Origin of the sequence: Apilactobacillus nanyangensis (assembly GCF_016861915.1) — a bacterium.
Lineage (GTDB): Bacteria > Bacillota > Bacilli > Lactobacillales > Lactobacillaceae > Apilactobacillus > Apilactobacillus nanyangensis.
Map to the genome: position 1 here is coordinate 24,038 of NZ_BOLX01000005.1, position 23,644 is coordinate 47,681.

At 32.5% G+C, this 23,644-nt stretch carries 22 protein-coding genes, 1 pseudogene and 1 other annotated feature; of the genes and pseudogenes, 21 read left to right on the forward strand and 2 right to left on the reverse strand.

Translation table 11 applies throughout. The features are described from left to right. Positions 1 to 17: 17 nt before the first annotated feature. Positions 18 to 1,393, reverse strand: a pseudogene (gene brnQ / locus JUD45_RS02110) (branched-chain amino acid transport system II carrier protein). A 152-nt stretch (positions 1,394 to 1,545) separates the two neighbouring features. Next, positions 1,546 to 1,772 (reverse strand) — a binding site (T-box leader). 254 nt (positions 1,773 to 2,026) lie between these two features. Here brnQ and JUD45_RS02115 point away from each other — a divergent pair. From JUD45_RS02115 to JUD45_RS02200, 18 genes are all read left to right on the forward strand, one after another. Continuing rightward, a complete protein-coding gene (locus tag JUD45_RS02115) occupies positions 2,027 to 2,266 on the forward strand; it encodes a SemiSWEET family transporter (protein WP_250232887.1) in 240 nt (79 codons plus the stop codon). 100 nt (positions 2,267 to 2,366) lie between these two features. Beyond that, a complete protein-coding gene (locus JUD45_RS02120; RefSeq protein ID WP_203619568.1) occupies positions 2,367 to 3,665 on the forward strand; it encodes a Y-family DNA polymerase in 1,299 nt (432 codons plus the stop codon). Further along, positions 3,658 to 3,984 (forward strand): hypothetical protein, encoded by a 327-nt coding sequence (locus JUD45_RS02125; protein WP_203619569.1) that lies wholly within the window; start codon positions 3,658 to 3,660, stop codon positions 3,982 to 3,984. Before JUD45_RS02120 ends, JUD45_RS02125 begins: the two co-directional genes overlap by 8 nt. 2 nt (positions 3,985 to 3,986) lie before the next feature. Continuing rightward, positions 3,987 to 4,346, forward strand: coding sequence for a hypothetical protein (locus JUD45_RS02130; protein ID WP_187155557.1), 360 nt, complete (start codon positions 3,987 to 3,989; stop codon positions 4,344 to 4,346). 448 nt (positions 4,347 to 4,794) lie between these two features. Then, positions 4,795 to 5,790, forward strand: a complete 996-nt coding sequence (locus JUD45_RS02135; protein WP_203619570.1) for a hypothetical protein — start codon at positions 4,795 to 4,797, stop codon at positions 5,788 to 5,790. Between the two features lie 112 nt (positions 5,791 to 5,902). Further along, the gene (locus JUD45_RS02140; protein WP_236018471.1) at positions 5,903 to 7,183 is read left to right on the forward strand and encodes an NRAMP family divalent metal transporter; all 1,281 of its coding nucleotides are present in this window, start codon (positions 5,903 to 5,905) and stop codon (positions 7,181 to 7,183) included. Between the two features lie 83 nt (positions 7,184 to 7,266). Next, positions 7,267 to 8,250 carry an LCP family protein gene (locus tag JUD45_RS02145; protein ID WP_438800467.1) on the forward strand — a complete coding sequence of 328 codons (984 nt, stop codon included), beginning with the start codon at positions 7,267 to 7,269 and terminating at the stop codon, positions 8,248 to 8,250. A gap of 117 nt (positions 8,251 to 8,367) precedes the next feature. Beyond that, positions 8,368 to 9,021 carry a sugar transferase gene (locus tag JUD45_RS02150; protein WP_236018473.1) on the forward strand — a complete coding sequence of 218 codons (654 nt, stop codon included), beginning with the start codon at positions 8,368 to 8,370 and terminating at the stop codon, positions 9,019 to 9,021. Between the two features lie 13 nt (positions 9,022 to 9,034). After that, positions 9,035 to 10,105 (forward strand): glycosyltransferase, encoded by a 1,071-nt coding sequence (locus JUD45_RS02155; RefSeq protein ID WP_203619571.1) that lies wholly within the window; start codon positions 9,035 to 9,037, stop codon positions 10,103 to 10,105. Between the two features lie 12 nt (positions 10,106 to 10,117). Then, positions 10,118 to 11,089, forward strand: a complete 972-nt coding sequence (locus JUD45_RS02160) for a glycosyltransferase family 2 protein (RefSeq protein ID WP_203619572.1) — start codon at positions 10,118 to 10,120, stop codon at positions 11,087 to 11,089. Positions 11,090 to 11,093: 4 nt separating this feature from the next. Next, complete coding sequence (locus tag JUD45_RS02165) at positions 11,094 to 11,978, forward strand: beta-1,6-N-acetylglucosaminyltransferase (protein ID WP_203619573.1); 885 nt, start codon at positions 11,094 to 11,096, stop codon at positions 11,976 to 11,978. Positions 11,979 to 11,984: 6 nt separating this feature from the next. After that, positions 11,985 to 12,875, forward strand: coding sequence for a beta-1,6-N-acetylglucosaminyltransferase (locus tag JUD45_RS02170; protein ID WP_203619574.1), 891 nt, complete (start codon positions 11,985 to 11,987; stop codon positions 12,873 to 12,875). A gap of 434 nt (positions 12,876 to 13,309) precedes the next feature. Further along, positions 13,310 to 14,047 carry an O-antigen ligase family protein gene (locus tag JUD45_RS02175; protein ID WP_203619575.1) on the forward strand — a complete coding sequence of 246 codons (738 nt, stop codon included), beginning with the start codon at positions 13,310 to 13,312 and terminating at the stop codon, positions 14,045 to 14,047. 49 nt (positions 14,048 to 14,096) lie between these two features. Beyond that, positions 14,097 to 15,008, forward strand: coding sequence for a glycosyltransferase (locus JUD45_RS02180; RefSeq protein WP_203619576.1), 912 nt, complete (start codon positions 14,097 to 14,099; stop codon positions 15,006 to 15,008). 1 nt (position 15,009) lies between these two features. Then, entirely contained in the window at positions 15,010 to 16,128 is a 1,119-nt protein-coding gene (gene glf / locus JUD45_RS02185; protein ID WP_203619577.1) for a UDP-galactopyranose mutase, read from the forward strand. A gap of 2 nt (positions 16,129 to 16,130) precedes the next feature. Further along, on the forward strand, positions 16,131 to 17,552 hold the full coding sequence (locus JUD45_RS02190; protein WP_203619578.1) for an oligosaccharide flippase family protein: 1,422 nt from the start codon (positions 16,131 to 16,133) through the stop codon (positions 17,550 to 17,552). A 98-nt stretch (positions 17,553 to 17,650) separates the two neighbouring features. Further along, positions 17,651 to 18,859, forward strand: a complete 1,209-nt coding sequence (locus JUD45_RS02195) for an MFS transporter (RefSeq protein WP_203619579.1) — start codon at positions 17,651 to 17,653, stop codon at positions 18,857 to 18,859. 25 nt (positions 18,860 to 18,884) lie between these two features. Then, positions 18,885 to 19,379, forward strand: coding sequence for an acyltransferase (locus JUD45_RS02200; protein WP_203619580.1), 495 nt, complete (start codon positions 18,885 to 18,887; stop codon positions 19,377 to 19,379). Between the two features lie 40 nt (positions 19,380 to 19,419). Here JUD45_RS02200 and JUD45_RS02205 read toward each other — a convergent pair whose 3' ends face one another. After that, positions 19,420 to 19,767, reverse strand: coding sequence for a hypothetical protein (locus tag JUD45_RS02205; protein ID WP_203619581.1), 348 nt, complete (start codon positions 19,765 to 19,767; stop codon positions 19,420 to 19,422). A gap of 568 nt (positions 19,768 to 20,335) precedes the next feature. On the opposite strand from JUD45_RS02205, the gene JUD45_RS02210 reads away from it, so the two are divergent. The 3 genes from JUD45_RS02210 to JUD45_RS02220 all read left to right on the forward strand — a co-directional run bounded on the left by JUD45_RS02210 (position 20,336) and on the right by JUD45_RS02220 (position 23,613). Further along, positions 20,336 to 21,136, forward strand: a complete 801-nt coding sequence (locus tag JUD45_RS02210; protein WP_203619582.1) for a 2-keto-4-pentenoate hydratase — start codon at positions 20,336 to 20,338, stop codon at positions 21,134 to 21,136. A 104-nt stretch (positions 21,137 to 21,240) separates the two neighbouring features. Further along, complete coding sequence (locus tag JUD45_RS02215) at positions 21,241 to 22,053, forward strand: CPBP family intramembrane glutamic endopeptidase (RefSeq protein ID WP_203619583.1); 813 nt, start codon at positions 21,241 to 21,243, stop codon at positions 22,051 to 22,053. A gap of 222 nt (positions 22,054 to 22,275) precedes the next feature. Next, on the forward strand, positions 22,276 to 23,613 hold the full coding sequence (locus JUD45_RS02220; RefSeq protein ID WP_203619584.1) for an FAD-dependent oxidoreductase: 1,338 nt from the start codon (positions 22,276 to 22,278) through the stop codon (positions 23,611 to 23,613). Positions 23,614 to 23,644 lie beyond the last annotated feature (31 nt).

A 23,644-nucleotide genomic window follows, 5' to 3' on the forward strand; every position in this document is an offset into this window, starting at 1 on the left:
GATTGTTTGTTTAAACGTTATTCCGTAACGGTTTGCAAATATTTTTTATTTTTATACCAGTGACACATTAGGCCAAGTAGTAAACCAACGACTGCAAATGGAACCCAATCCATTCCGATTGATGCCAATGGAAGATAGCTTTGTTGGAAGTTGCCGACCATCTTGGCGAATGCACTTTGAGATACAACTGGTGGGAATGATGCTAGCATGTCCATTAATGCAGGGACTGTAGTTAGTAGCACTACCCAGAAGTAGACCATAGAGTCGCGTTTGAATAGTGGCGAGAATACTGATAGCAGGATTAATACCATTGCAAATGGGTATAAAAACATTAGCATTGGAGTTGACCATTGGATGATTGTGTCTAGACCAAAGTTAGCAGTTAGAAATGATGCAACACACATTAATCCTAACCATTGAACGTAGCTTAATGCTGGGAAATGTTTGTGGAAATCTTGTGCGAATGCAGCAACTAATCCCATGGCAGTAGTTAGACATGTAAGGGTTAGTAATGTTGCTAGTAGGGCATGTCCAGTTGCACCTAAGTAGTAGGTCATTAATTGGTTAAATGCGACACCACCATCTGCTGAGGCTTTGAATTGACCTAGAGTAGTGGCACCTAACCAGATTAGGACAACGTAGATTAATCCCACTAGGGATTCAGCAAGAAAACCGGCTTTTGCCGTTACCTTGGCGTTGCTAAATGGATTTGTTTTACCAAGTTGATTAACAGCGGTTACGACGGTAACACCGAACGCAAGACCAGCTAGGGCATCCATGGTGTTATAACCTTCCAAGAAACCGTTGAAGAATGATCCGTTTTGATAAGCGGCAGTGACTGGTTGGCTACCCGCTGAGCTCATTGGATGTAGGAATGCCAAGAAGAATACAACGAATAGTAATACTAAAAAGATGGGGTTCAATAGTTTACCAACGCTAGCCATGATTGATGATTCCTTGTATGAAAGAAGGAATGCGGCTAAAAAGAATAAGAATGAGAATACTAGCAAACCATAGTGCATAAAGTTACTTGGTAGTAATGGTTGAACACCGACTGCAAAAGGAACGGTACGGTACGAGGAGTTCCGAATAGTGGTCCGATGGTAGCGTGGATTAATACCATGAATACCAATGCGAATGTTGATCCCAGTGGAGTTCCGATGTCATAGACACCCTTTGAACGAGTCACACTGATGGCTAGAACTGATAGTAAGGGTAATACAACTCCTGTACATAAGAAACCAAGCATGGCGGTGAACCAATGAGCACCAGCTAGTTGGCCTAAGTGAAGTGGGAAAATTAAGTTACCAGCACCAAAGAATAGTGCGAATAACAGTGAACTGACGACTAGATATTGTTTGACTGATAATGGCTTTTTGTTTAAGTCTTCCATAATAAAACTCCTTTAAAAAATGTATGTGTTTGAATTGAATCGCTATGTGTAAAATATTAATCGGACTATCCATGTCATCATCTCCTTTTTTATGTAGTAATTAACCGATTGCGGGGCACAAAAAAACGCCCTTAATCTAACTTTACAATTAGACTAAGGGCGTCATTCGACACGGTACCACCTTACATTCGTAGCTAAAAAAGCTACCTTGACGTACTAACATACGCTGACGCTGTAAGGGGCGCTCCCCATGCACTTTACTTTTTGTTCAGTACATCGCTCGAAAGGGATTTTCGTAACCCAATCAATGCTTCCTTTCACCAGACGAAGCTCGCTTTGGTTGATGTCAGTTATTACTCAACTTTCTCATCGCAATCGTTTATTTGTCATTATATTAAAACTGGATTAGAAAAAAGTCAAATAAAATTGGTAAAGAAGTTTAACCAATTTTATACTTTTCTTAAGAAACCTCTTGAAACGTCAGTGATATAATATTAATATACTATAAACCAAAAAATAGCTGTCAATTTTTCAGTATGCATAGAGGAGATATATACAATGAAGATTGATAATTATGTTCCAAAAAATCAACGAAGAGAAGTTTCTGACAAACGAATTCGTAATCTAAAAATTATGAGTAAAGTGGCTATCTTTACTTCATCACTAATGTACATTGCTTACATTCCAGAAATTATGCAAAACTTTTCTGGTAACCCAGTTAGCCCAATTCAACCATTTGTTGCCACTATTAACGCTACCTTGTGGACACTATATGGTTGGTTTAAGACCTACAAAGATTGGCCTTTAATTATTTCAAATGTTCCGGGAGTTATTTTTGGTTTAATAACACTTGTTACAGTGTTTATTCATTAAAAAAGGCTTATGACGACAGATCGAAAAACGGTCTGTTTTTTTGTTTGCAAAAAAGAACATTTGTTCGTATAATATATTTTACTGAAAGGAGGAACCCAAAATGGATTATTCAAAAGAACCCAAAGGGGTCTTTATGGTCATTGATAATAAGTCGTTTTATGCCAGTGTTGAGTGTGTTCAATTAGGATTGAACCCTTTAACTGCAAGTCTTGTTGTGATGTCTGATCAAGACAATACGAACGGTGGATTGATCTTAGCATCTTCTCCAACAGCTAAGAAGAGATTCCACATTACGAACGTGACTAGAAAACGGGATTTGCCTTGGGATGATTCATTAATTGTGGTTCCTCCAAGGATGAATTTGTACATTCAAAAGAATTTGGCAATCAATAAAATTTTCCACGAGTTCGCAGATGAAGAACACTGTTTTCCATACTCGATTGATGAGACCATCTTAGACTTGACTCATACGTGGCAATTGTTTGGTGATAGTCCCGCCGAAGTTGCCAGAAAAATCCAAAAGACGGTCAGACAACGACTTGGCCTATACACGACCGTAGGAATTGGTGACAATCCCGTTCAAGCTAAGTTAGCGTTGGACCTTTTTGCTAAGCACAATAAGGATTTGGTAGGACAGCTAACTTATGACACCTTCGCTAAAAACGTTTGGCCAATCGAGCCCATTGATAAGATTTGGAGTATCGGTAAACATACCGCTGAAAACCTAGCTAAACTGGGTATTCATAACCTGGGAGACTTGGCGAGAACCGACCCATATCAATTAAAGGCTCACCTAGGAGTGATGGGGTATCAACTTTTCGCGATTGCGTGGGGGATTGACCGTGCTCAATTGGACCAAAAGGTGCCAATCAAAGATAAGGGATTGTCCAATTCCCAGGTGCTACCAAGGGACTACAAGGACAAGCATGAGCTAGAGGTTGTTATTACTGAAATTGCCGAACAGGTGGCATCTCGTTTGCGCCACAGAAAGAAACAAACCAGCTGCGTTCATCTTTACCTTGGTTTTTCATACGTAGAAAGTGAAGGTAGCGATAGGACCAGTATTTCTCATGAACAAAAAATTACCACGACTTCGGATAACCGTGAATTGGTCGGAGCAGTCATGGATTTATTTCATAAATATTGGCATGGGGAACGAATTAGAAATGTTGGTGTCTCATATACCAGACTAAGCAGCAGTAATGCCCAACAATTAGACATTTTCGATGATCCAGAAGTGCAAATTAAGAAATCAAAAATTGATAAAGTAGCAGATGAAATCAGGGACAAATTTGGTTCTACCGCCATTTTTAAAGGTCATAGTCTTGAAAAGGGCGGCACAATGTTAAAACGTTCAGGATTAGTAGGCGGTCACAATGGAGGAAATGCATATGACTAATCAACAAACAGCAAAGCTAATACTAGATAGAGCAAAAACATTATTTAAACGTGAATATAACGTTCAATACAGGATTAAGGTTGTATTTGATCATTACGACCATCAATTTAATTTCTACATGATTAGATATAAACCGGGGCACATCACTAGAGTGACACCACTTCATCACGTTGAAAGTACATGGATTGCTGACCTGGAAGAAATTCTAAACTTAATTGAACAGGACTTAAAGTTAACGATTGTATTTGCTGGATTTGAAGGAATCAAATGGGATAGTCGAAATTCATACATTCAGCGTCCCAAAAGAAAGGTTGGATAAACTTGTTAAATCATCACATTGACGATAAGACTGTTCAAAACTTCTTTGATTACTATTATCACGATAGAGGAATGCTTAAGTGGCAAGGTTTTATGCTTTCTGATCACGTCAGTGCCCTTAGAAAAGAGCACAAGGAAGCCTTCGATGATAGCTTTATGTATATGGATTTTCAAAGTGTTCACGAGGAATTAGAACACAAGGGTGAAAAACACGTAAAAACAGAGATTACCTATGTTAATGATGATGGAAATAAGAGCGTAATAAACGGGATTGTAATGAACTTACAACCCAATCAAGTCACAATTATGACCGAAGACGATGAAATGGTATTAGCCATTCAACAAATTTTGATTGTGCAATAATTATGTGGCAAAAAAAGACACACCTTCTAAGCTCTGATATAATTAGTAGTAATAAATAAAGAGGTGTGATCGTCTGATGAATAAGAAGGCCAAACTTACATTGTGTCTATTTTTAATATCAATTGCATATATGTTATTTTTCATGCACCCAACGATTTGGCGTGACGAAAGTTTCACGATGGCATTGGTAGGACATAACTACGGGGATATAATCAGACTGGATTCGATGGATGTACATCCACCTTTTTACTATATAGTATTAAAATTCTTCTTGAATATCACTGCTTTTTGGACGAATTCGTTATTCACGAAGGTCATTATTGCGCGATTATTTTCATACATATTAGCAATCTTAACGTTTTTAACACTGTCCAAGACGGTGAAAAACTTGGGCGTTCCGGGGGCCAACGCCATTCAATGGGCGGGCTTTTTTCTAGCGCCAAGTATTATGAGATACTCTACGCAGATTAGGATGTACGCCTTAGCTGCACTGTTCTTAGCGTTGGTATTGAACCAATTGCAGCACTACGATAACTCGCAAAAGATTGGCCACATTTTCCTAGCGATCATCTTTGCTTCATTTGCATCGTATATCCATTACTTTGCGGCCGTTGCAGCCGGATGGATGCTGTTCTTATACTTCGTTAAATTCCAATTTAATAGATACGACGGGAACGCCATCTTACGTGGAATTATCGTCTTTTTAGTAATGTTTGTTCCGTGGGGAGTTGTCGCATTTGCACAAGCCCAACAGGTATCATCCTCCTACTGGATTCCACCAGTAAACGTCGAAAATATTATCAATAATTTCGTGAACTTATTTGCGGATGTGTTTACCGATAATGGTGGTCAATACTATGCGATTGCCTTTATAGTATTGCTAATATATCCAACTATTTGGGCATATCTAAATATGCCCAAGAAGTTCAAATCGACATTAACCATTGTATTGTTGGTCTTTGTATTAACCACTTTGACTGGGATTGCAATTTCTGTAGCGGTAAGACCAATTTACATTGCTAGATATGCTTATCCAGCATACGCAGTGGTAATCTTCTTCATGATGACGATTGTTTCTCAAATGATGAAGAAGCCACTGAGTCGTTTGTCTAATTACTTTATGACATCGATATTGGCGGTGGGACTAACCATCATTATCGGAATGAACGTTGGATTCTTAGGCAGTAATCAATTCAATAATTACATCATGCCTAGCTACAATTTAGCTGATTCGGTGGAACAATATAAGGAAAATCCAAATAACGTAATACATCTAAATCCAAGCCAAAGTCCCAACACTATTATTGAAAAGGTTGTTTATATTAAGTCGATCAATAAACGAGTTCAAATTAAGAATTTTAATGTCGCAAGAATTCTAGGAAAAGATAATCAAAAACTGTTCTATCAATTATTTGATAACGTTGATAAAATTCCAAGTAAATAGACAAAGGGGTTGTTATGAAAAAATAACAACCCCTTTGTCTATTTAAAAAATTTTTTGTACAATTGAATACCCTGATTGTAGAGAGATAAATAAAATGAAAGGACATTTATTGATGAAAGAAAGAATTGATTCAGAAATTAATAACAAATCGGGTGATCGTTTTAAACGATTTTTCCAGGAGCTAAAAAATTGGCTAATTGTAATTGGCCCAGGGCTGATTGTTATGCTTGCTGACACTGATGCAGGATGCTTAATTACAGCAGCACAGTCTGGAGCTAGTTATGGTTATTCAATGATTTTGCCGCAGCTGTTGTTAATTCCAATTCTGTTTATGGTACAAGAAATGACAGTTCGTTTGGGAATTGTGACTAAAAAAGGACATGGTGAGCTAATTAGAGAATATTTTGGTAAGTTTTGGGCATATGTGTCAGCCATTACTTTAATGATTTCAACGATTGGTGCATTGCTAACCGAGTTTATTGGTATTGCAGGTGTTGGGGAACTTTTTGGTATCTCAAGATGGATTACTGTTCCACTAAGTACAATGGTTTTAATCTTGATTGCATTCTTAGGTAGTTATCGTCGTGTTGAAAAGATTGGAATTATTTTTGGATTATTTGAATTAACATTTATTATTGGAATCTTTATGGTTCATCCAAGCATGAACTCAATTATTGATGGCATTCAATCAATTCCGTTAAATGATTCATCTTATGTATATTTGGTAGCAGCAAATGTCGGAGCTGTAATAATGCCATGGATGATCTTTTATCAACAAAGCGCAGTTGTTGATAAAGGATTGGAACCTAAAATGATAAAAAAAGAGCAAACAGATACAATAGTCGGTACTTTTATAACTCAGGGAATTATGATTGGATTCATTGTTCTGTTTGCTGCAACAGTATTTAGTAGTCATTTACATGCAAATGAGGAAACTGTAGGAGATTTAGTAACTTCAATTGGTCAATATATCGGAATGACACCAGCAAAAGCAATTATGGGATCTAGTATTCTAGGTGGAGCATTAGTTGCCGCGATTGTGGTTGTGTTGGCAGGAACTTGGGGGATGACAGAGGTATTAGATTGGAAGCACAGTCTAAATGAACGGCTTAATCGTTCTAATCTTGGTTTCTATAGTATGTATGCGTTAGTTTTAATAGTCAGTGCAGCCCTCGTACTATGGAATGAGGATTTAGTATCAATCGCAATTACCGTTGAAGTAATAAATGCCTTAATGGTACCAATTGTCTTAGGGTTTTTATTGATGCTAGAGCATAAGGCATTACCAAAAAGTTACAGAATGCACGGAATGTATAAAAAAATTGTAATATTTTTGTCATTTATTGTAATGGCCTTTGGCATATATATGATTTTTCCTGTCTTGAATTTGTAATATAAGACGATTACAATAATTTTTAGGTGCCAATGAAAAATTTTGTTGTATAATGTTTCTAACGTTATACATAAAAATATTATATGGAAAGAGTGAGAAGTGTGAATAACGACGAAAACATGAGTAGAGTTAGTAGAAAAAAGTCTCCTAAGAAACGCATGAAAACATGGAAAAAAGTAACTTTATGGATTATTGCAATTATTGTAATTTTATTCGGTGTTGGAGCATTTGCTGCATATCGAAACGTATCAAATGTAGCAAATAAGATTTATCAATCATCAGGTGCGAAATCAATGAGAAATGCTGATGATGCCTTAAATAGTAACAAGCCTATTTCACTATTATTTATGGGTACTGATACTGATTTTGGCGGTAGAAGTTATAAAGGTCGTACCGATAGTATGATGGTTGTAACTTTAAACCCTAAAACAGAAACTACCACAATGGTAAGTATTCCTCGTGATATGAAGGTTAATTTACCTGACTTTCCACAATACTCACCATCAAAGATTAATGCTGCCTATACATATGGTGGAGTTAAAGAAGCAATTAATGCTGTAGAAAGCCACTTCAGTATTCCAATTGATTACTATGTAACTTTGAGTTTAGGTGGATTAAAGAAGGCTATTGATCAAGTTGGTGGGGTTGATGTTGTTTCTCCATTAACTTTCGATTATCAAGGAGAACATTATACTAAGGGTGTCGAGGAACACATGGATGGAACTAAGGCAATGTGGTTCTCTAATATGAGATATCAAGATCCACAAGGTGACTATGGACGTCAGGCTCGTCAAAGACTTGTGCTTACAGCTTTAATTAGAAAAGCAATATCATATAAAACGGTTGTAAATACAGGTTTTTTGGATTCTATTTCTAAGAATTTGAAAACTGATTTAACAATGGGTGACATGACAAAACTAGCACTTAATTATCGTGGAACAAATAAGAACGTCAAAAATGATTATGCTCATGGAACTAATGATAATGAGTATGGAGTCTCATTCCAAGATGTTTCAGGTGCAGAACAACAAAGAATATCAAAGGTAATAAATGATAGTTTGAGATAAAAAAAGACATGAGGATGCTGTTCTCATGTCTTTTTTTGTCTTTTGTTATATTTGTGCTAATGATATAATTAAAACATTACGTAAAGTTTTAGTTCTTTTTTCTAGGGGGATAATTAATTGGAAAAAGATAGTACAGAATATAATAAGTTAAATGATAAGTGTATATATCGTTTTTTTAAGAGGCTGACTGATATAATACTAAGTTTATTTGGAATTTTATTAATTTTGCTTTTTTCTTTATTTATTTTTGTTTATTATATTTTCGACAAAAGGGATAGAGGTCCAATATTCTTCAAACAAAGTAGAATGGGATTACATGGTGAAACATTTTATATGTATAAGTTCAGATCTATGGTTGTTAATGCAGATGAAAAGCTAAAGGAAAATCCAACGCTATATAAAAAATATTTAGAAAATAACTATAAATTAGAACCTAGAGATGATGTCAGAATGACAAGAATAGGTACAATTTTGCGGAATACTTCTATTGATGAATTACCACAATTTTTGAATGTACTTAAGGGTGACATGTCTTTAGTTGGACCAAGACCAGTTGTAGCAGTTGAATTAAGAGAATATGATGCAAAAAAACTATTATCTGTAAAACCAGGTATAATGGGCTTGTGGCAGGCTCAAGGTAGAAGCAATATTGGATATCCACAAAGAGCTGATATTGAGATGGATTATGTTGATAATGCATCCTATTGGTTTGATTTAAAAGTTTTACTTAAAAATATCATTATTGTTTTAAAAAAAGATGGAGCATATTAGAGGTTTGTTAATTATGAGGAAAAGAATTGTATTTATTGCTGAATCTCTTGGTGGAGGAGTGTTGAGTTATTTGATAACTCTTGCTAATGGAATATCTGACTATTCGGATGTTACCATTTTATATGGGGTTAGAGATCAAACCCCTGTAAACGTTAAAGATCTATTTAATAATGAAATAGAATTGATTGAAATCCATAATTTTCAAAGGTCTATAAATCCAACTTCGGATATTAAAGCGTATAAAGAAGTTAAGAGGCACCTGATAACTCTAAATCCAGATATAGTTCATCTTAATTCCTCAAAGGCAGGAGCCGTAGGTAGGATTCTCAAATTTTTAAACTTCAAAAAGTTTGAAAATGTGAATTTTTTTTATACACCTCATGGCTATGCCTTTTTAATGAAAAATACAAATAAATTGAAAAGAGTTGTGTATTATTTACTAGAATATGTTTTGGGTAAACTTAATACCAAAACTATCGCTTGCGGTAAAAGCGAATTTAAATATGCTAGAATGATTAACAAAAATTCAACATATGTAAATAATGCTGTAGATTCTTCTTACTTTAAAAAATATGCAAATAGGGATACTGATGAGTTAAAAAACGTTGTCTATACAGTCGGAAGAATTAGTTATCAGAAGAATCCAACAATGTTCAACGAAATCGCATTGCATAATCCTGATGTTACATTTGTTTGGATAGGCGATGGTCCAGACAAAACAGAATTAAATGCGGATAATATTAAAATAACTGGTTGGCTATCTAGAGAAGAAATGTGTGATTTGGTTCAAAAGTATAAGTTTTTTGTTCTGTGCTCTAGATGGGAGGGCCTTCCATTATCGTTGCTGGAGGCAATGGCTTTAGGGAAATGCTGTTTAGTGTCTAATGTGATAGGTAACAGAGATACAATCATAAACTATGACAACGGAATTGTTTTTAATGATTCTAATGATTTCAATAATGCTTTTAATAGTATTGATGACAATGTTGTAAAAAAAATATCTGAGAACGCCATTGTTGACGTAGAAGAAAATTATTCAGTAGATAATTTTTTGAATGGTTATAAAGAAATATATAACCTGTGAGGAGGATCAATTTTGATAAGCTTTATAATACCTTACTATAATGCTTCTAAAACATTATCCAGATGCCTTGATAGTATTTTACAAATCAAAAACATAGAGTATGAAATTATTTTGGTTGATGATGGATCTACTGACGAAACAGAGTCTATAGTTAAAAAGTATTCTTTAGATAATAAAAATATTAAATTAATATCTATAACTCATTCTGGTGTGAGTAAATCAAGAAATGTGGGCATAATTTCATCTAGAGGGGATTATATATGTTTTGTTGATTCTGATGATACTATTGATTATAAATTTTTTGAAAACAACATTGATATAATCAATGTTGGATATGACTTGATTGTAACTAACATGTCAATAAACGCTAAAGTTGAGAGTGTTAATTTTGAAGGAAAAACATGTGTTGAAGAATTCGTTAAAAGTTATTATCCTCTATACAGGGATAGAATGATACATTTACTTCATGGAAAAATCATAAAAAGAAAAAAATTATTGGAAGATAACATTCTTTTTAGAACCAACGTTTCTATTGGAGAAGATTTAATATTTAATCTAGATTTACTTATGAATATTGATAGTGTATTTTCTATTAATGATACATTTTATAATTATGCTGTCTCTGAAAATTCTGTAACTTTAAAATATAACGATAAAGCAATCGGAGATAGTCTTAGAATGTTTTTTTCGTTGAGAAGAATTTATAAATCCTTTAATTTAAATGAGAAATATTTAAATAATATAAAAGTTAAAATGACTTATTCTATTATAGTTAATTCATTACGTCGTAATTCAAGTAATGGGCAATATAATCAAATGAAAATTATTAAATCTTGTATATTGAATTCTAAATTTCTAAAAAACTGTGAGCATTGTAAAGGCCTATCTTGTAAATTTTTATGTTTTATGCTTTTTGTAACCCCTAATATAGTTTTTTATTTATTTATGAAGGCTATTTTTTATTTGAAATCAATTCAGAGGTGATTTTTTGAGACAGGTTATTATGGTAACTGGGAATGGCGATTTTAATATCTTACAACAAACAATAGAAATTTTAGACGATGTCGACATTGATTTTTTAGTATATGTTAGTGGTAAAAGTGAACTTCCAAAATTAAAATCAAAATTTTCAAAAGTACGATTGATTGAAGGCAGCATTATTAAGTGGGGGCAATTTTCTGAAATACAAGCAGAGCTTATATTAATAAGAAAAGCATTGCAATATAATTATGATTATTTTCATCTTATTAATTTAAACGATTTTCCATTAATGGATAAAAAACATTTTAAAAAATTTTTTAGCAATAAACCTATAAAAATTGGATTTTCAGAGTATTTGGAAAAATTTGAATTTTGGCAAATTCAACATAAATATCCATTTAAATTTATTGATTTACAAAAGAATGTAATACCGGGGATATATGTTAGGCTGGTCAATGTTATCGGTCGTTTATTCAATGTTAATAAAATTAAAGATCCCCAAAAAATTGAAAAAGGATTCAAGTATTTTTCTCTACCTAGAAAATATGTTGAAAAGATTAATAGCTTTTCTGAAGTTGAATTATTTAATAATACATTAGATGGTATGTCTTTCTTTAATCAAATGGTACTAAAAGAACTTAAACCTGATGATTTTTCTGTGAATAATAGTATATATTCGAGGAAAATGAGAATTATGAAATCCGCTCAAATGGCTTCAAGGCTTGTTAATTATTTAAGGGTAGATAATTTTAACTGGTTTTATTTTCCTGAATACAAATATTCTGAAAAGGATTTTGCTTTATTGAGAAACGAAGTGAATAAAAATATAGCTTTTGTACATTCCGTGAAATCAGGTGAAAGACCAATATCAATATTTCAAAGAAAGGGTTAGATCATTATGAAACACGCCATTATGGTAATGGGATATGGCAATGGGAATATTACACAAAGGACCATAGATGTTTTGGATGATAAAGATATCGATTTTTTCATACACTGGGATAAAAAATTCGATATTCCTCATTTTAATAGCAAAAATTCAAGCATATATTTCATAAAGGATAGAAAGAATGTTCATTGGGGAACGGACATGCAAACTATTGTCGAAAGAGAGTTATTAAAATCTGTATATGATACAAATAATTATGGGTATGTTCATTTAATCTCATCTAACGATATGCCTCTAATGACACCAAATTATTTCAAAAAATATTTTTACAATAAACCATATGCCATTGGATTTTTAGATTATCTTGATAAAGCAAGATATAGAAGGATGAGTGGCTTTTATCCAATAAGGCATCTTAATCTAAAAAGTGGAATTAGATTTTTTTTGTTTATAAAAAACATAGAATATCTAAATAGAATATTTCATGTTAATCGTGTAAAAAATAAACATATTGAAAAAGGATGTAATTGGTTTTCAATGAAAATAGACTATGTAAAGAAAGTATTAGACTTTAAAGATTTTGGAATGTTTAAACATACTTTCACTGGTGATGAGTTTTATATACAGACCATTTTGCATGATTTAAAGCCAAAGGATCTTAATAAAAAATATGACTATTATTCTGATGATTATAGAATGACCCAATCTAGTTTTATGGCCGCAAGATATATTGATTGGATTAAAGGCGTTGGGAAACCATACGTATTTAAAAAGGATGATGTTGATTATTTATCATCAATTGTAAATACAAAATACGCATTTGGACGAAAATTAGATGATTATGAAATAATAGAACAAGTGTTTAAAAAGTATAATAAGTCTCAAGGAGGAATAAAATGAGGATATTAAATCCAAGGAATATTACAAATAATGGTTTATATATATTTTCTTACTGTTTGTTAATGTTTATTGCGTCAATTTATACCTATAGTGAATTTAATTCTGTTAACATGGTTTCTAAACCGCATTATATAACAATTGTATGGTATTTTTCTTTACTACTATTTTTATCTATACAAGTTTTTTTAGCTTTTCGAAATATATCAATATCAAATAACCGAAACAAAAATTATTTTTATCTATTTATTATATTTTCGACGTTACTTATAGTTTTTTTTCATTTAAAAATAATGACGTTGACAATGATATTGTTATTTTTATTAGTATGTAATTCGAATATTATAAATTTTGATTTATTTTTAAAGTATGATCTAATAACTAGATTTATTTCCTTTTTAGTTATTGTACTAATGTTTTTCTTGAACATGTTTCCAGTGGCTAATAGTACTCAAACAATTAGACGCGGTGATGTTATTAGAAATTCTTTAGGATTTAATCACCCAAATACATTAGGTGGTTATTTTCTTATAATGTTGTTTGTGTTTTTATTGTATATAAATTCTAAAACTGATATCAGTCTTCTTAGTGTAGGTAAAAAAATATCATTGTTTATTTTTGTTTTGTTAACATCGGTTTACTTTGAAGTAATATTAGCTAATTCTAGAAGTTCTGAAATTGCAATGATTATTATTATCCCAGCATTATGTGCTTATATGATATATAAATTTAAAGTTCCAAAGCAATGGATAGGAATGGCAATATTAATAGTTACAATGGTTATAGCAATTTTGCTTTCTTATTTTTACGATCCTAGCAATGACATAATAAGTAAGATGAATGTTATTTCTTCTAATAGATTGTTTTTACAGCACACTGCTTTACATCAGTATGGTTTTGGGCTGTTAGGCAATCCATTATTTACTCAAGGAAAGCCGTTTTGGATTGATAATCAGTATGTATTTAATTTACTATGTATAGGTATTTTAGGGTCAGCTATATATTTAATTTTTATGTATGTGGTATTTAAAAATTCCTTTAAAGGAAATAATTACCTATTATTTGTTATTTTAATATCAATAGTGATAAAATCTGCTTTTGAATCAACTGCAACTGATTATTATTCTTTCTTACCTTTCATATATTCATTTAAGTACTTTTACTTTAAGGATTAGTGTTAAAGATAGTTTATGTTATTAAAAATAATAAAAAAGAAGGAATAAAATGAAAATAAGCGCGATAGTTGTTACTTATAATAGATTGAAATTATTGAAAGAGTGTATCGATAGTTTATCTAAACAATCTTATAATTTAAACAATATAATAGTGGTAAATAATAATAGTGATGATGGTACTAAGGAATATCTAGAGTCTATCAAAAATGAAAACATTATTCCTATTAATTTAAATGAAAACATTGGTGGGGCAGGTGGATTCTATGAAGGCATAAAATATGCTTTTGAAAATACAACATCTGATTATTTTTGGGTAATGGATGATGATACTATTCCATCAAACTCATCTGTGAATGAAATGGTAAAAGCAGCGAGATTATTAAATTATAAATTTGGATTTCTCAATAGTTATATAAAATGGTGGAAAAACAATTTACCTTGTAATGTTCCTGGTGATTTACCTTCTAGATGGAGTGATAAAGCGCAAAGTGGAATGATAAAGTTAACCAATTGTACTTTCGTATCAGTGTTAATTCCCAAATATGTAGTTAAAGAAGTAGGACTTCCAAAAAAAGAAATGTTCATTTGGGGGGATGATTTGGAATATACTCACAGAATAAGTGAAAAGTTTGAAGACTGTTATATGATTATTAATAGCAACGTTACTCATAAATCAAACGTAAGTGGTGAAGGTGAAAGAGCTATTTACGAAGAAAATAGTTTTAGATTGCGTATGAATCATTTATGGTATAGAAACTACATCTATATTGACAAACTTTACTATTCAAATTCTAGATTCTTAAAAGATATATTCCATTATATTATTGTTACGGTGCAAATTCCGTTTAAGTCTAAAGACAAAAAAATATTCAGAATGATATCTGTTTTAAAGGGTGTCTTTTCAGGAATATTCTTTAATCCTAAAATACATTATCCTAATTCTGATGAAAGGAAACAATAAAATGAATTATTTAGTAGTTGGATCTGGTCTGTTTGGAGCGACTTTTGCACATGAAGCAGCAAAGAAAGGTAATCACGTTACAGTAATTGAAAAAAGAAATCACGTCGCTGGAAATATTTATACAAAGGAAATTGATGGTATTAATGTTCATATGTATGGTGCTCATATCTTCCATACAAGCATGAAAAATATTTGGGAATATATTAATCAATTTGCTGAATTTAATAACTATATTAATAGCCCAATTGCAAATTACAATGGCGAAATTTATAACTTACCTTTTAACATGAATACCTTCAATAAGCTATGGGGGGTTAAGACTCCGGAAGAAGCTCAACAAAAAATTGAAGAGCAAAAAAATGAGTTAGATTTACCCGAAAAGCCAAATAATTTAGAAGAGCAAGCATTGTCACTTGCTGGAACTGATATTTATGAAAAGCTAATTAAGGGATACACAGAAAAACAGTGGGGTAGATCTGCTAAGGACCTTCCTTCTTTTATTATTAGAAGGTTACCATTTAGATTTACGTATGATAATAATTATTTTAATGATCGCTATCAAGGTATTCCACATGGTGGATACACAAAAATAATCGAAAAAATGTTGGACAGTGATTTAATCGACGTTGAATTAAATACAGATTTTTTTGATAAAAAAGAAGAATATCTAAATTCTAATTACGATAAAATAATTTTCACAGGAATGATTGATCAGTTCTTTAATTACGAATTAGGAGAATTGGAATATCGTAGTTTGAGATTTGAAACGGAAGAAAAACATGTAGATAATTACCAAGGTAATGCAGTTGTAAACTATACTGATGCTAAAACTCCATATACTAGAGTGATTGAACATAAGCACTTCGAATTTGGTAGGGGAGATAAAGGCAAGACGGTTATTACCCATGAATACCCTCAAAACTGGGATCGTGATAAAGAGCCATATTATCCAATTAACAACCAAAAGAACAAATCTCTTTACAAGAAATACGTTGAATTAGCAGAAAAAAATGCTAAAAATGTTATTTTTGGTGGAAGGTTAGGTCAATATAGATACTACAATATGGATCAAACTATAATGGCCGCACTTCAATTAGTGAAAAAAGAATTTGGTGAATAATTTTGAAAATAATAAAAAACTTTTTGTATAACGCTGCATATCAAATATTTTTATTAATGGTTCCTTTACTGACTACACCATATTTGGCAAGAGTTCTTGGCCCAAATGGTGTAGGAATTAATTCTTATACCAACTCTATAATGCAATATTTTGTTTTATTTGGTTGCTTAGGTACTAATTTATATGCAAATAGAAAAATTGCATTTGTGAGAGATAATGAGGATGAGTTGTCAAAAACATTTTGGGAAATATTTATATTAAGAATACTTATGTTGAGTATGTCATTCGTTATTTTTTTATTTTTTGTATTTTCTTCTAATTCACAATATGAAGCATATTATGTTGCCCAATCTATTACTTTGGTTGCAACAATGTTCGATGTTTCCTGGTTTTTCATGGGGATAGAAAATTTTAGCGTAACTGTTGTAAGAAACTTTATAGTGAAAATTATTACACTAATTTGCATCTTTGCATTTGTAAAATCATCGTCTGATTTATTTTTATATATATTAATTATCTCTTTATCATTATTATTTGGAAATTTAACAATGATTCCAAATTTAAATAAATACGTAAAAAAAATAGATGTTAAATCAATAAATATAAAAAATCATTTGTTACCTTCATTGTTATTATTCATACCTGAAGTAGCAACTCAAATCTATCTTGTATTAAATAAAACTATGCTTGGAATAATTATTTCAGTTCAAGCAAGTGGATTCTATGATCAGTCTGATAAAATTATCAAAATTGTTCTGGCAATAGTTACAGCAACAGGTACAGTGATGTTACCACATGTAGCAAACGCTTTTATAAATGGGGATAGATCTAAAACTAAGGAATATCTTTACGATTGCTTTTCTATAGTTACAATGATTTCAGTTCCACTATTTATGGGAATAGCATCTGTATCTAGTAAATTGGTACCGTTATTCTTTTCATCAAAATTTATATCAGTTGCTCCATTATTAAGAATAGAATCTATCGTTATATTATTAATAGCATGGAGTAACGCAATTGGTGTGCAATACTTACTACCTACTAATCAAACAAAAAAGTATACAACTTCCGTTATTTTAGGATCGATAGCGAACTTACTACTTAACGTTCCGTTTATTATCTTTTTTAATACATTGGGAGCAATATTTGCAACCGTTTTATCTGAATTGGTTGTTACAATATATCAATTGTACTCAATAAAAAAACAGATATCGTTCAAATCTTTGTTTAAAGGCATTTATAAATATATGCTATCAGGGATAGTAATGTTTGTTGTCACATCTTTTCTAAATGATTTGTGGCCACTAACATGGGGATATCTTTTTATGGAAATCTTTGTTGGAGCCTTTGTTTATATTCTATTGACTATTATTTTAAAAGCCAACGTTTATGGAATTATCAATAAAATGAAGAAAGATTATTAATATTTTTTATAACAAAATCCATTTTTAGATTTTGTTATTTTTTTGTCTAAAATAATGTAATATTTAAGTATAGATGTTTTAAAGAAAGGAGATTTATCTTGGACACTAATTCATATTGGAAAAAGAATTTATGGATTTTACTTTTTGGTACTTTTTTGACAGGAATTGCCTTTAGTGAAGTAATTCCTTTTCAACCATTGTACATTTCTGAGCTTGGTGACTTTAGTAAGAGTCAATTGGCCTTATGGAGTGGAATAGTATATTCTTCCTCATTCGTTGTAGTTATTTTCACTTCAGCTATGTGGGGAAGATTTGCTGATCGTCATGGTAGAAAACGGATGGTTTTACAAACTGCATTTGGCTCAGCTATTACACTTTTTTTAATGGCTTTTTGTACAAATGTGTGGGAATTATTACTTCTAAAATGTTTACAAGGATTTTTTGATGGAGTAATTCCTAATTCTATTGCATTAGTTGCAACAAGTACACCGAGAAGCAAGACAGGGTATGCTCTTAGCTGGCTCTCTACAGGTTATACCAGTGGATTTTTAGTAGGACCTATTTTTGGTGGATTTTTGGTTAAGATTTTAAGTATTCGTGTTTCATTTATGGTCACAGGAATGTTGTTATTCTCATTCTTTTTGTTAACATATTTCTTTGTAGAAGAACATTTTAAACCAGATTCAGCTAAAGCAAAAGAAAAGAAGGAATCATTTGTTAAAATTCTACAGAGCTTTCCGAATACGCATTTTATTGTATGGATGCTAATTATTTCGATAGCTCTTCAAATTATGAATAATTCAATTAATCCTTTGATTACTTTGTATGTGAAGGAACTAATGGGTAATTCTGGCAATGTGTCTGTAGTATCTGGTATTGTGGCAGCAATGCCAGGAATTGGAATGGTTCTTGTTTCACCATGGTTTGGAAGATTTGGTGATAAATATGGGACCAATAAGATTCTTACTATAGGATTCGTTTTAGCAATTGTATTTATTTTCCCTCAAGGATTCGCACCCACAGTGTTATTCTTTGGTATATTTAGATTTTTAACAGGTGTATCTAACGCTGCTATTTTTCCATCAGTTCAGACTTTATTAGCCAAGGGAACACCTTCAGAATCAACAGGAATGGCTTTTAGTCTAAATCAAGGCGCTCAAGCAGTTGGTATATGTATTGGATCTTTGATGGGGAGTATTATCTCATCTATCTGGGATTACAATATAGTTTTCTATGTAAGTGCTTTGATAGTACTAGTAACTTTTATATTAGTAAGATTGAAGGTACCAGAACTTCGTTCTAGATAATAATTTTATAGTTGAGGTGTATATTATGATTGTGTTAAAAATAATTTTTCATGTAATTGCTGACGTTAAAAAATTATTTTTTAAAATTATTTACGGAAAGTCATTAAGTATTGGAAAAAAAGTGTCGTGGAGAAAATCATTTAGCTTGATGATTGAAAATAAAGCAACAGTAACGATTGGAGATAATTGTTTTTTTAATAATTATTGTTCGATAAATGCTAAAAACAATATCGAAATTGGAAATAATACAATTTTTGGTGAAGGTGTCAAAGTATATGATCATAATCACAGATTTAATAATAAGAATGATCCTATTTATAAACAAGGATTTAGTGAAGGTAGTGTAATAATAGGAAAAAATTGTTGGATTGGAAGTAATGTGGTCATATTAAAAAACTCAAAAATTGGTAATAATGTTGTAATAGGTGCCGGAACAATCATATCTGAAGATGTTCCTGATAATAGAATTATTACTTCTGATAGAAATAACATAATTAACAAAATTATTTACAAAAAGTAAAATATTCTAATAAAATAAAAAGACCTCTCGAGGTCTTTTTTTATTGTATCTCAACATCACTAGATAATACGTATGTGTTGTTGTTAATCTTGTAGAAATTAGTTTGTTCATCTTGAACTAACTTAGTAGAGGTTAATTTAGTTCCCTTTTCATAGGTAGAGTTCTTTTCTGCATCTAAGCGAGGAAAACTATACTGTTTAATTTGATCCTTTTTAACTACTAGTTCGTATTTACCATTGTGCTTCTTCTTTGAAACAGCAACTGTTTGATTAACTGCTTTCAATGTTGAATCTACATTACTATTTTTGGTAGCGATACTGATAGCAGCGATAACTGCGACAAATAGTAATACGATGACGATTATTACTTTTGAAAATGTACTTTTCATTTTTTTCATTCCTTCTCATGTTTACTTTGTTAATTATAGTATACGACTTTTGCTTATAGAGCAATGAAAAAGCAGAGCATCTTTTTAAATATTAAAAAATAATTAGAAAAGTGTTGACTTTTCTAATTATGGTCTTATAATGGGGTCAATTAGATAAATAAATAGCGATAATAAGAACAACTTATCAGAATCATTTCAAGAGAGTGTTGGTTTGATGTGACAGCATAATGAGCCTGATTGAAAGTTATCATTCTTTAGTTAGCCCACTGAAATTATAGTAAGTGGCGCCGGTAGCAACCGTTAAGTTGACAGCGTATCGATTTTTATCCGTACGTAGAGGATAGTCTTTTTAGGCTATTAAATTAAAGGTGGTAACACGCGGGAGCGTCCTTAAACCCATATTAAGTATGGGCTTGAGGACGCTTTTTATTTATCAATTTGAATTAGGAAAGGATGTGGTGACAATGCAATTACCGATTAGTGAATTAGATGATGGACAGATTAATATTTTATTTAGGATTGCAGCGTCACCATTGAAGGTACGCTGCTAGAAAAGGAGCGTATTATTATGACAACTACAGAATTAGAATTAACCGCAACAGAAGAAAGATTAGCCAATGCTTTATTTGAAGCCTACAAGACAAAACAACCACTTCAAATGGATGAATGGGAAGATATGGTATCTAATGAAGAGGCATCATACCGTGTTCAACGTAGATTGATGGAATTAAAGGTAGAAGATCTTGGTGGCTACAAAGTCAGTTTGACCAGTAAGCAAACTCAAGATATGTTTGACTCAAATGAACCATTATATGGTGCCCAAGTTAAATCACACTTTGTCCAATCACCAGTAACGTTATCGTTAGATACTGAATTGATGGATCCACTGGCAGAAGTGGAACTAGTCTTCAAGGCGAAAGAGAAACTTTTACCAACTGACTCTCTAGAGGACTTAGCTAATAAGACCACCGTGGCATCAGGAGTAGAGGTTCCAGACTCACGTTTCTCAGATTGGTTCCCATCACTGTCTAAATACATGGTCATGTCCGACGCCGCTGTTGGCGGATATGTAGTATATGGAGAGGAATTTGATACCAACAGTTTTTCACTGACTGATTTAGAGAATGTCACAACTAGTCTTACTCATAATGGTGAGGAAGTTGCAACAGGCGCTTCATCAGAAGTGCTAAGTAACCCATTGAATGCTTTACATTGGTTGGTGCAAAAATTAGATGAACAAGATTTGAGTCTTGATGCAGGACAACGAGTATCATCAGGAACATTCCTACTTCCTCCACATCTAACTAAGGGTGAATGGAAAGCGACATTTAACCAAGGCTTTAGTGATGTTAATCTAAACGTGAAATAGAAATGCTTCTAAAATGATTAAGTATTATATAAAAAAGGAGTGCCAGTTTGGCATTCCTTTTTTATATGTTATGATGTTTTCATCAATTAAAGCGAGGAAATAATATGAAGTTAAGAAAGATGTGGGCAATAACTTTTTGGGTATTGCTAGTCGATTTTATTGCGTTGAATCTTGTTGGTATGACATCTATGAACGTTAACATTTATACCACTGCTCATAAGGTTATAGGTCAAATGGACCCCGGAATCCTAAGAGCAGTATTCGCGATTGCTCTATTGATATATGCCAAGCGTGAGTGGAAGATTGACGTCATGCATCAAAAGGGTGGCTACATGCACATGTTTAAGGATGGATGGCTAATGATCGTGCTAACCATCATGAATATCACAGTGGCTAGTGACACAATCGTGTGGAAGAGCCTCTTATACCATATGAATACGTTCAACATTGCTCTAGCGTTTGCAATCGGACTAATTGAAGCACTATTTGTAGGGATGTTTGAAGAAATCTCCATTCGTGGTGTCATGATGGGTGCGATGTTGAAGGGCTTCAAGAAGTATCCAGTCATGAAGAGTATCTTCTTTTCAAGCATTGTTTTCGGTTCTCTTCACATGTTGAATTACTTCGTAGCACCGTTTTGGGATACTACCAACCAAGTGATATACGCAGCCGGATTAGGTTTTGTATTAGCAACGGTCTACTATATAAGTAAAAACATCTGGGTATCTATAGCCCTTCATGCTGCAATGGACTACTCTTCATTCGTATTTTCAATGAACTCAATTTATGTAAATACCGGAAGTTCCAACTCGATTGATCTATTATCAGTAGCAATTTTTGTTGTTGGACTTCTATCATCATATCTATCATTAGTTGTCTATAACCGAAAGCAAGGTAATAAAGATTTACTATTTTAAACGATTAAGCAACGGAATTATTCCGCTGCTTTTTTTATACTTTCGTGAAAATCAGTGAGATGTTACACAAAGTATAAGGACGCTATAACTACTGTTAATATATCAAATGTTAAATTTATCTTAAGGGCAAATAAAATTATTGTGTTTTTATTCACAATACATATAATTAGAGTTGTAGAGAAAATATAAATGAAATTTACAGAATAGAGAAGGTATTACAATATGAAAGTTATTGTTATTGGTTGTACACATGCAGGTACATTCGCTGTTAAACAAATTCTAAAAGAACACCCAGATGCAGAAGTTACTGTATACGAAAGAAATGACAACATTTCTTTCTTATCATGTGGTATTGCTTTATACCTAGATGGTAAGGTTAAGGATCCTCAAGGTTTGTTCTACTCCAATCCAAAGGAACTAGCCGATTTAGGTGCAAACGTTAAAATGCTACACAGTGTTAAGTCTGTAGATACTGATGCTAAGACAATTGAAGTTGAAAACTTAGACTCACACGACGTGTTTACTGATAAGTACGACAAGCTAGTTATGACAACAGGTTCACGTCCTGTTCTTCCTCCAATCGAAGGTCGCGATAACAAGAACGTATTCTTCTGCAAGAACTGGCACGATGCTCAAATTCTATTTGAAAAGGCTAAGGACCACAAACGTATCGCTGTTGTTGGTGCTGGTTACATTGGCGCTGAATTAGCAGAAGCATTCTCAAACCATGGTCACGAAACAACTTTAATCAACAGTGACAGCCATGTACTATCAAAGTACTTCGACAAGAAGTTCACTGACAAGATTGAAGAACTATACGCTGACCACAACGTTAAGCTAGAATTAGGCGTTCGTGTTCAAAAGTTCTCAGGTGAAGACGAATTAACATTATCAACTGGTGATCACGATATTAAGGCTGACATGGCTATCCTATGTGTCGGTTTCCAACCAAACACCGAACTATTAACTGGTAAGGTTGATATGATGGACAATGGTGCTATTATCACTAACGAATACATGCAATCATCAAACCCAGATATCTTTGCTGCCGGTGACAGTGCTGCAGTGCACTTTAACCCAAGTGAAACTAACGAATACATTCCACTAGCAACTAATGCTGTTCGTCAAGGTATTCTAGTTGGTCAAAATATTGAAAAACCAACAACTAAGTACATGGGTACTCAATCATCATCTGGTCTACAACTATATGATTACTCATTAGTTTCTACTGGTATGACAGTTGGTATGGCCGAAAGAAAGGGTATGAAAGCAAGCTCAGTAGTTGTAGAAGATAACTACCGTCCAGAATTCATGCCAACAACTGAAAAAGTATTAATGGAACTAGTATACGATCCAAGTACTCGTCGTATCTTAGGTGGATCATTGATGAGTCGTTACGACATTTCTCAATCAGCTAATACATTATCAGTTCTTATTCAAAACAAGAACACTATTGATGATTTAGCAATGGTGGACATGCTATTCCAACCAAATTTTGACCGTCCATTCCATTACTTAAATATTTTAGGTCAAGCTGCACAAGCACAAGAAGAAAAGTAATAATTCATTAAAAGTTAAAAAATCCCTAAAA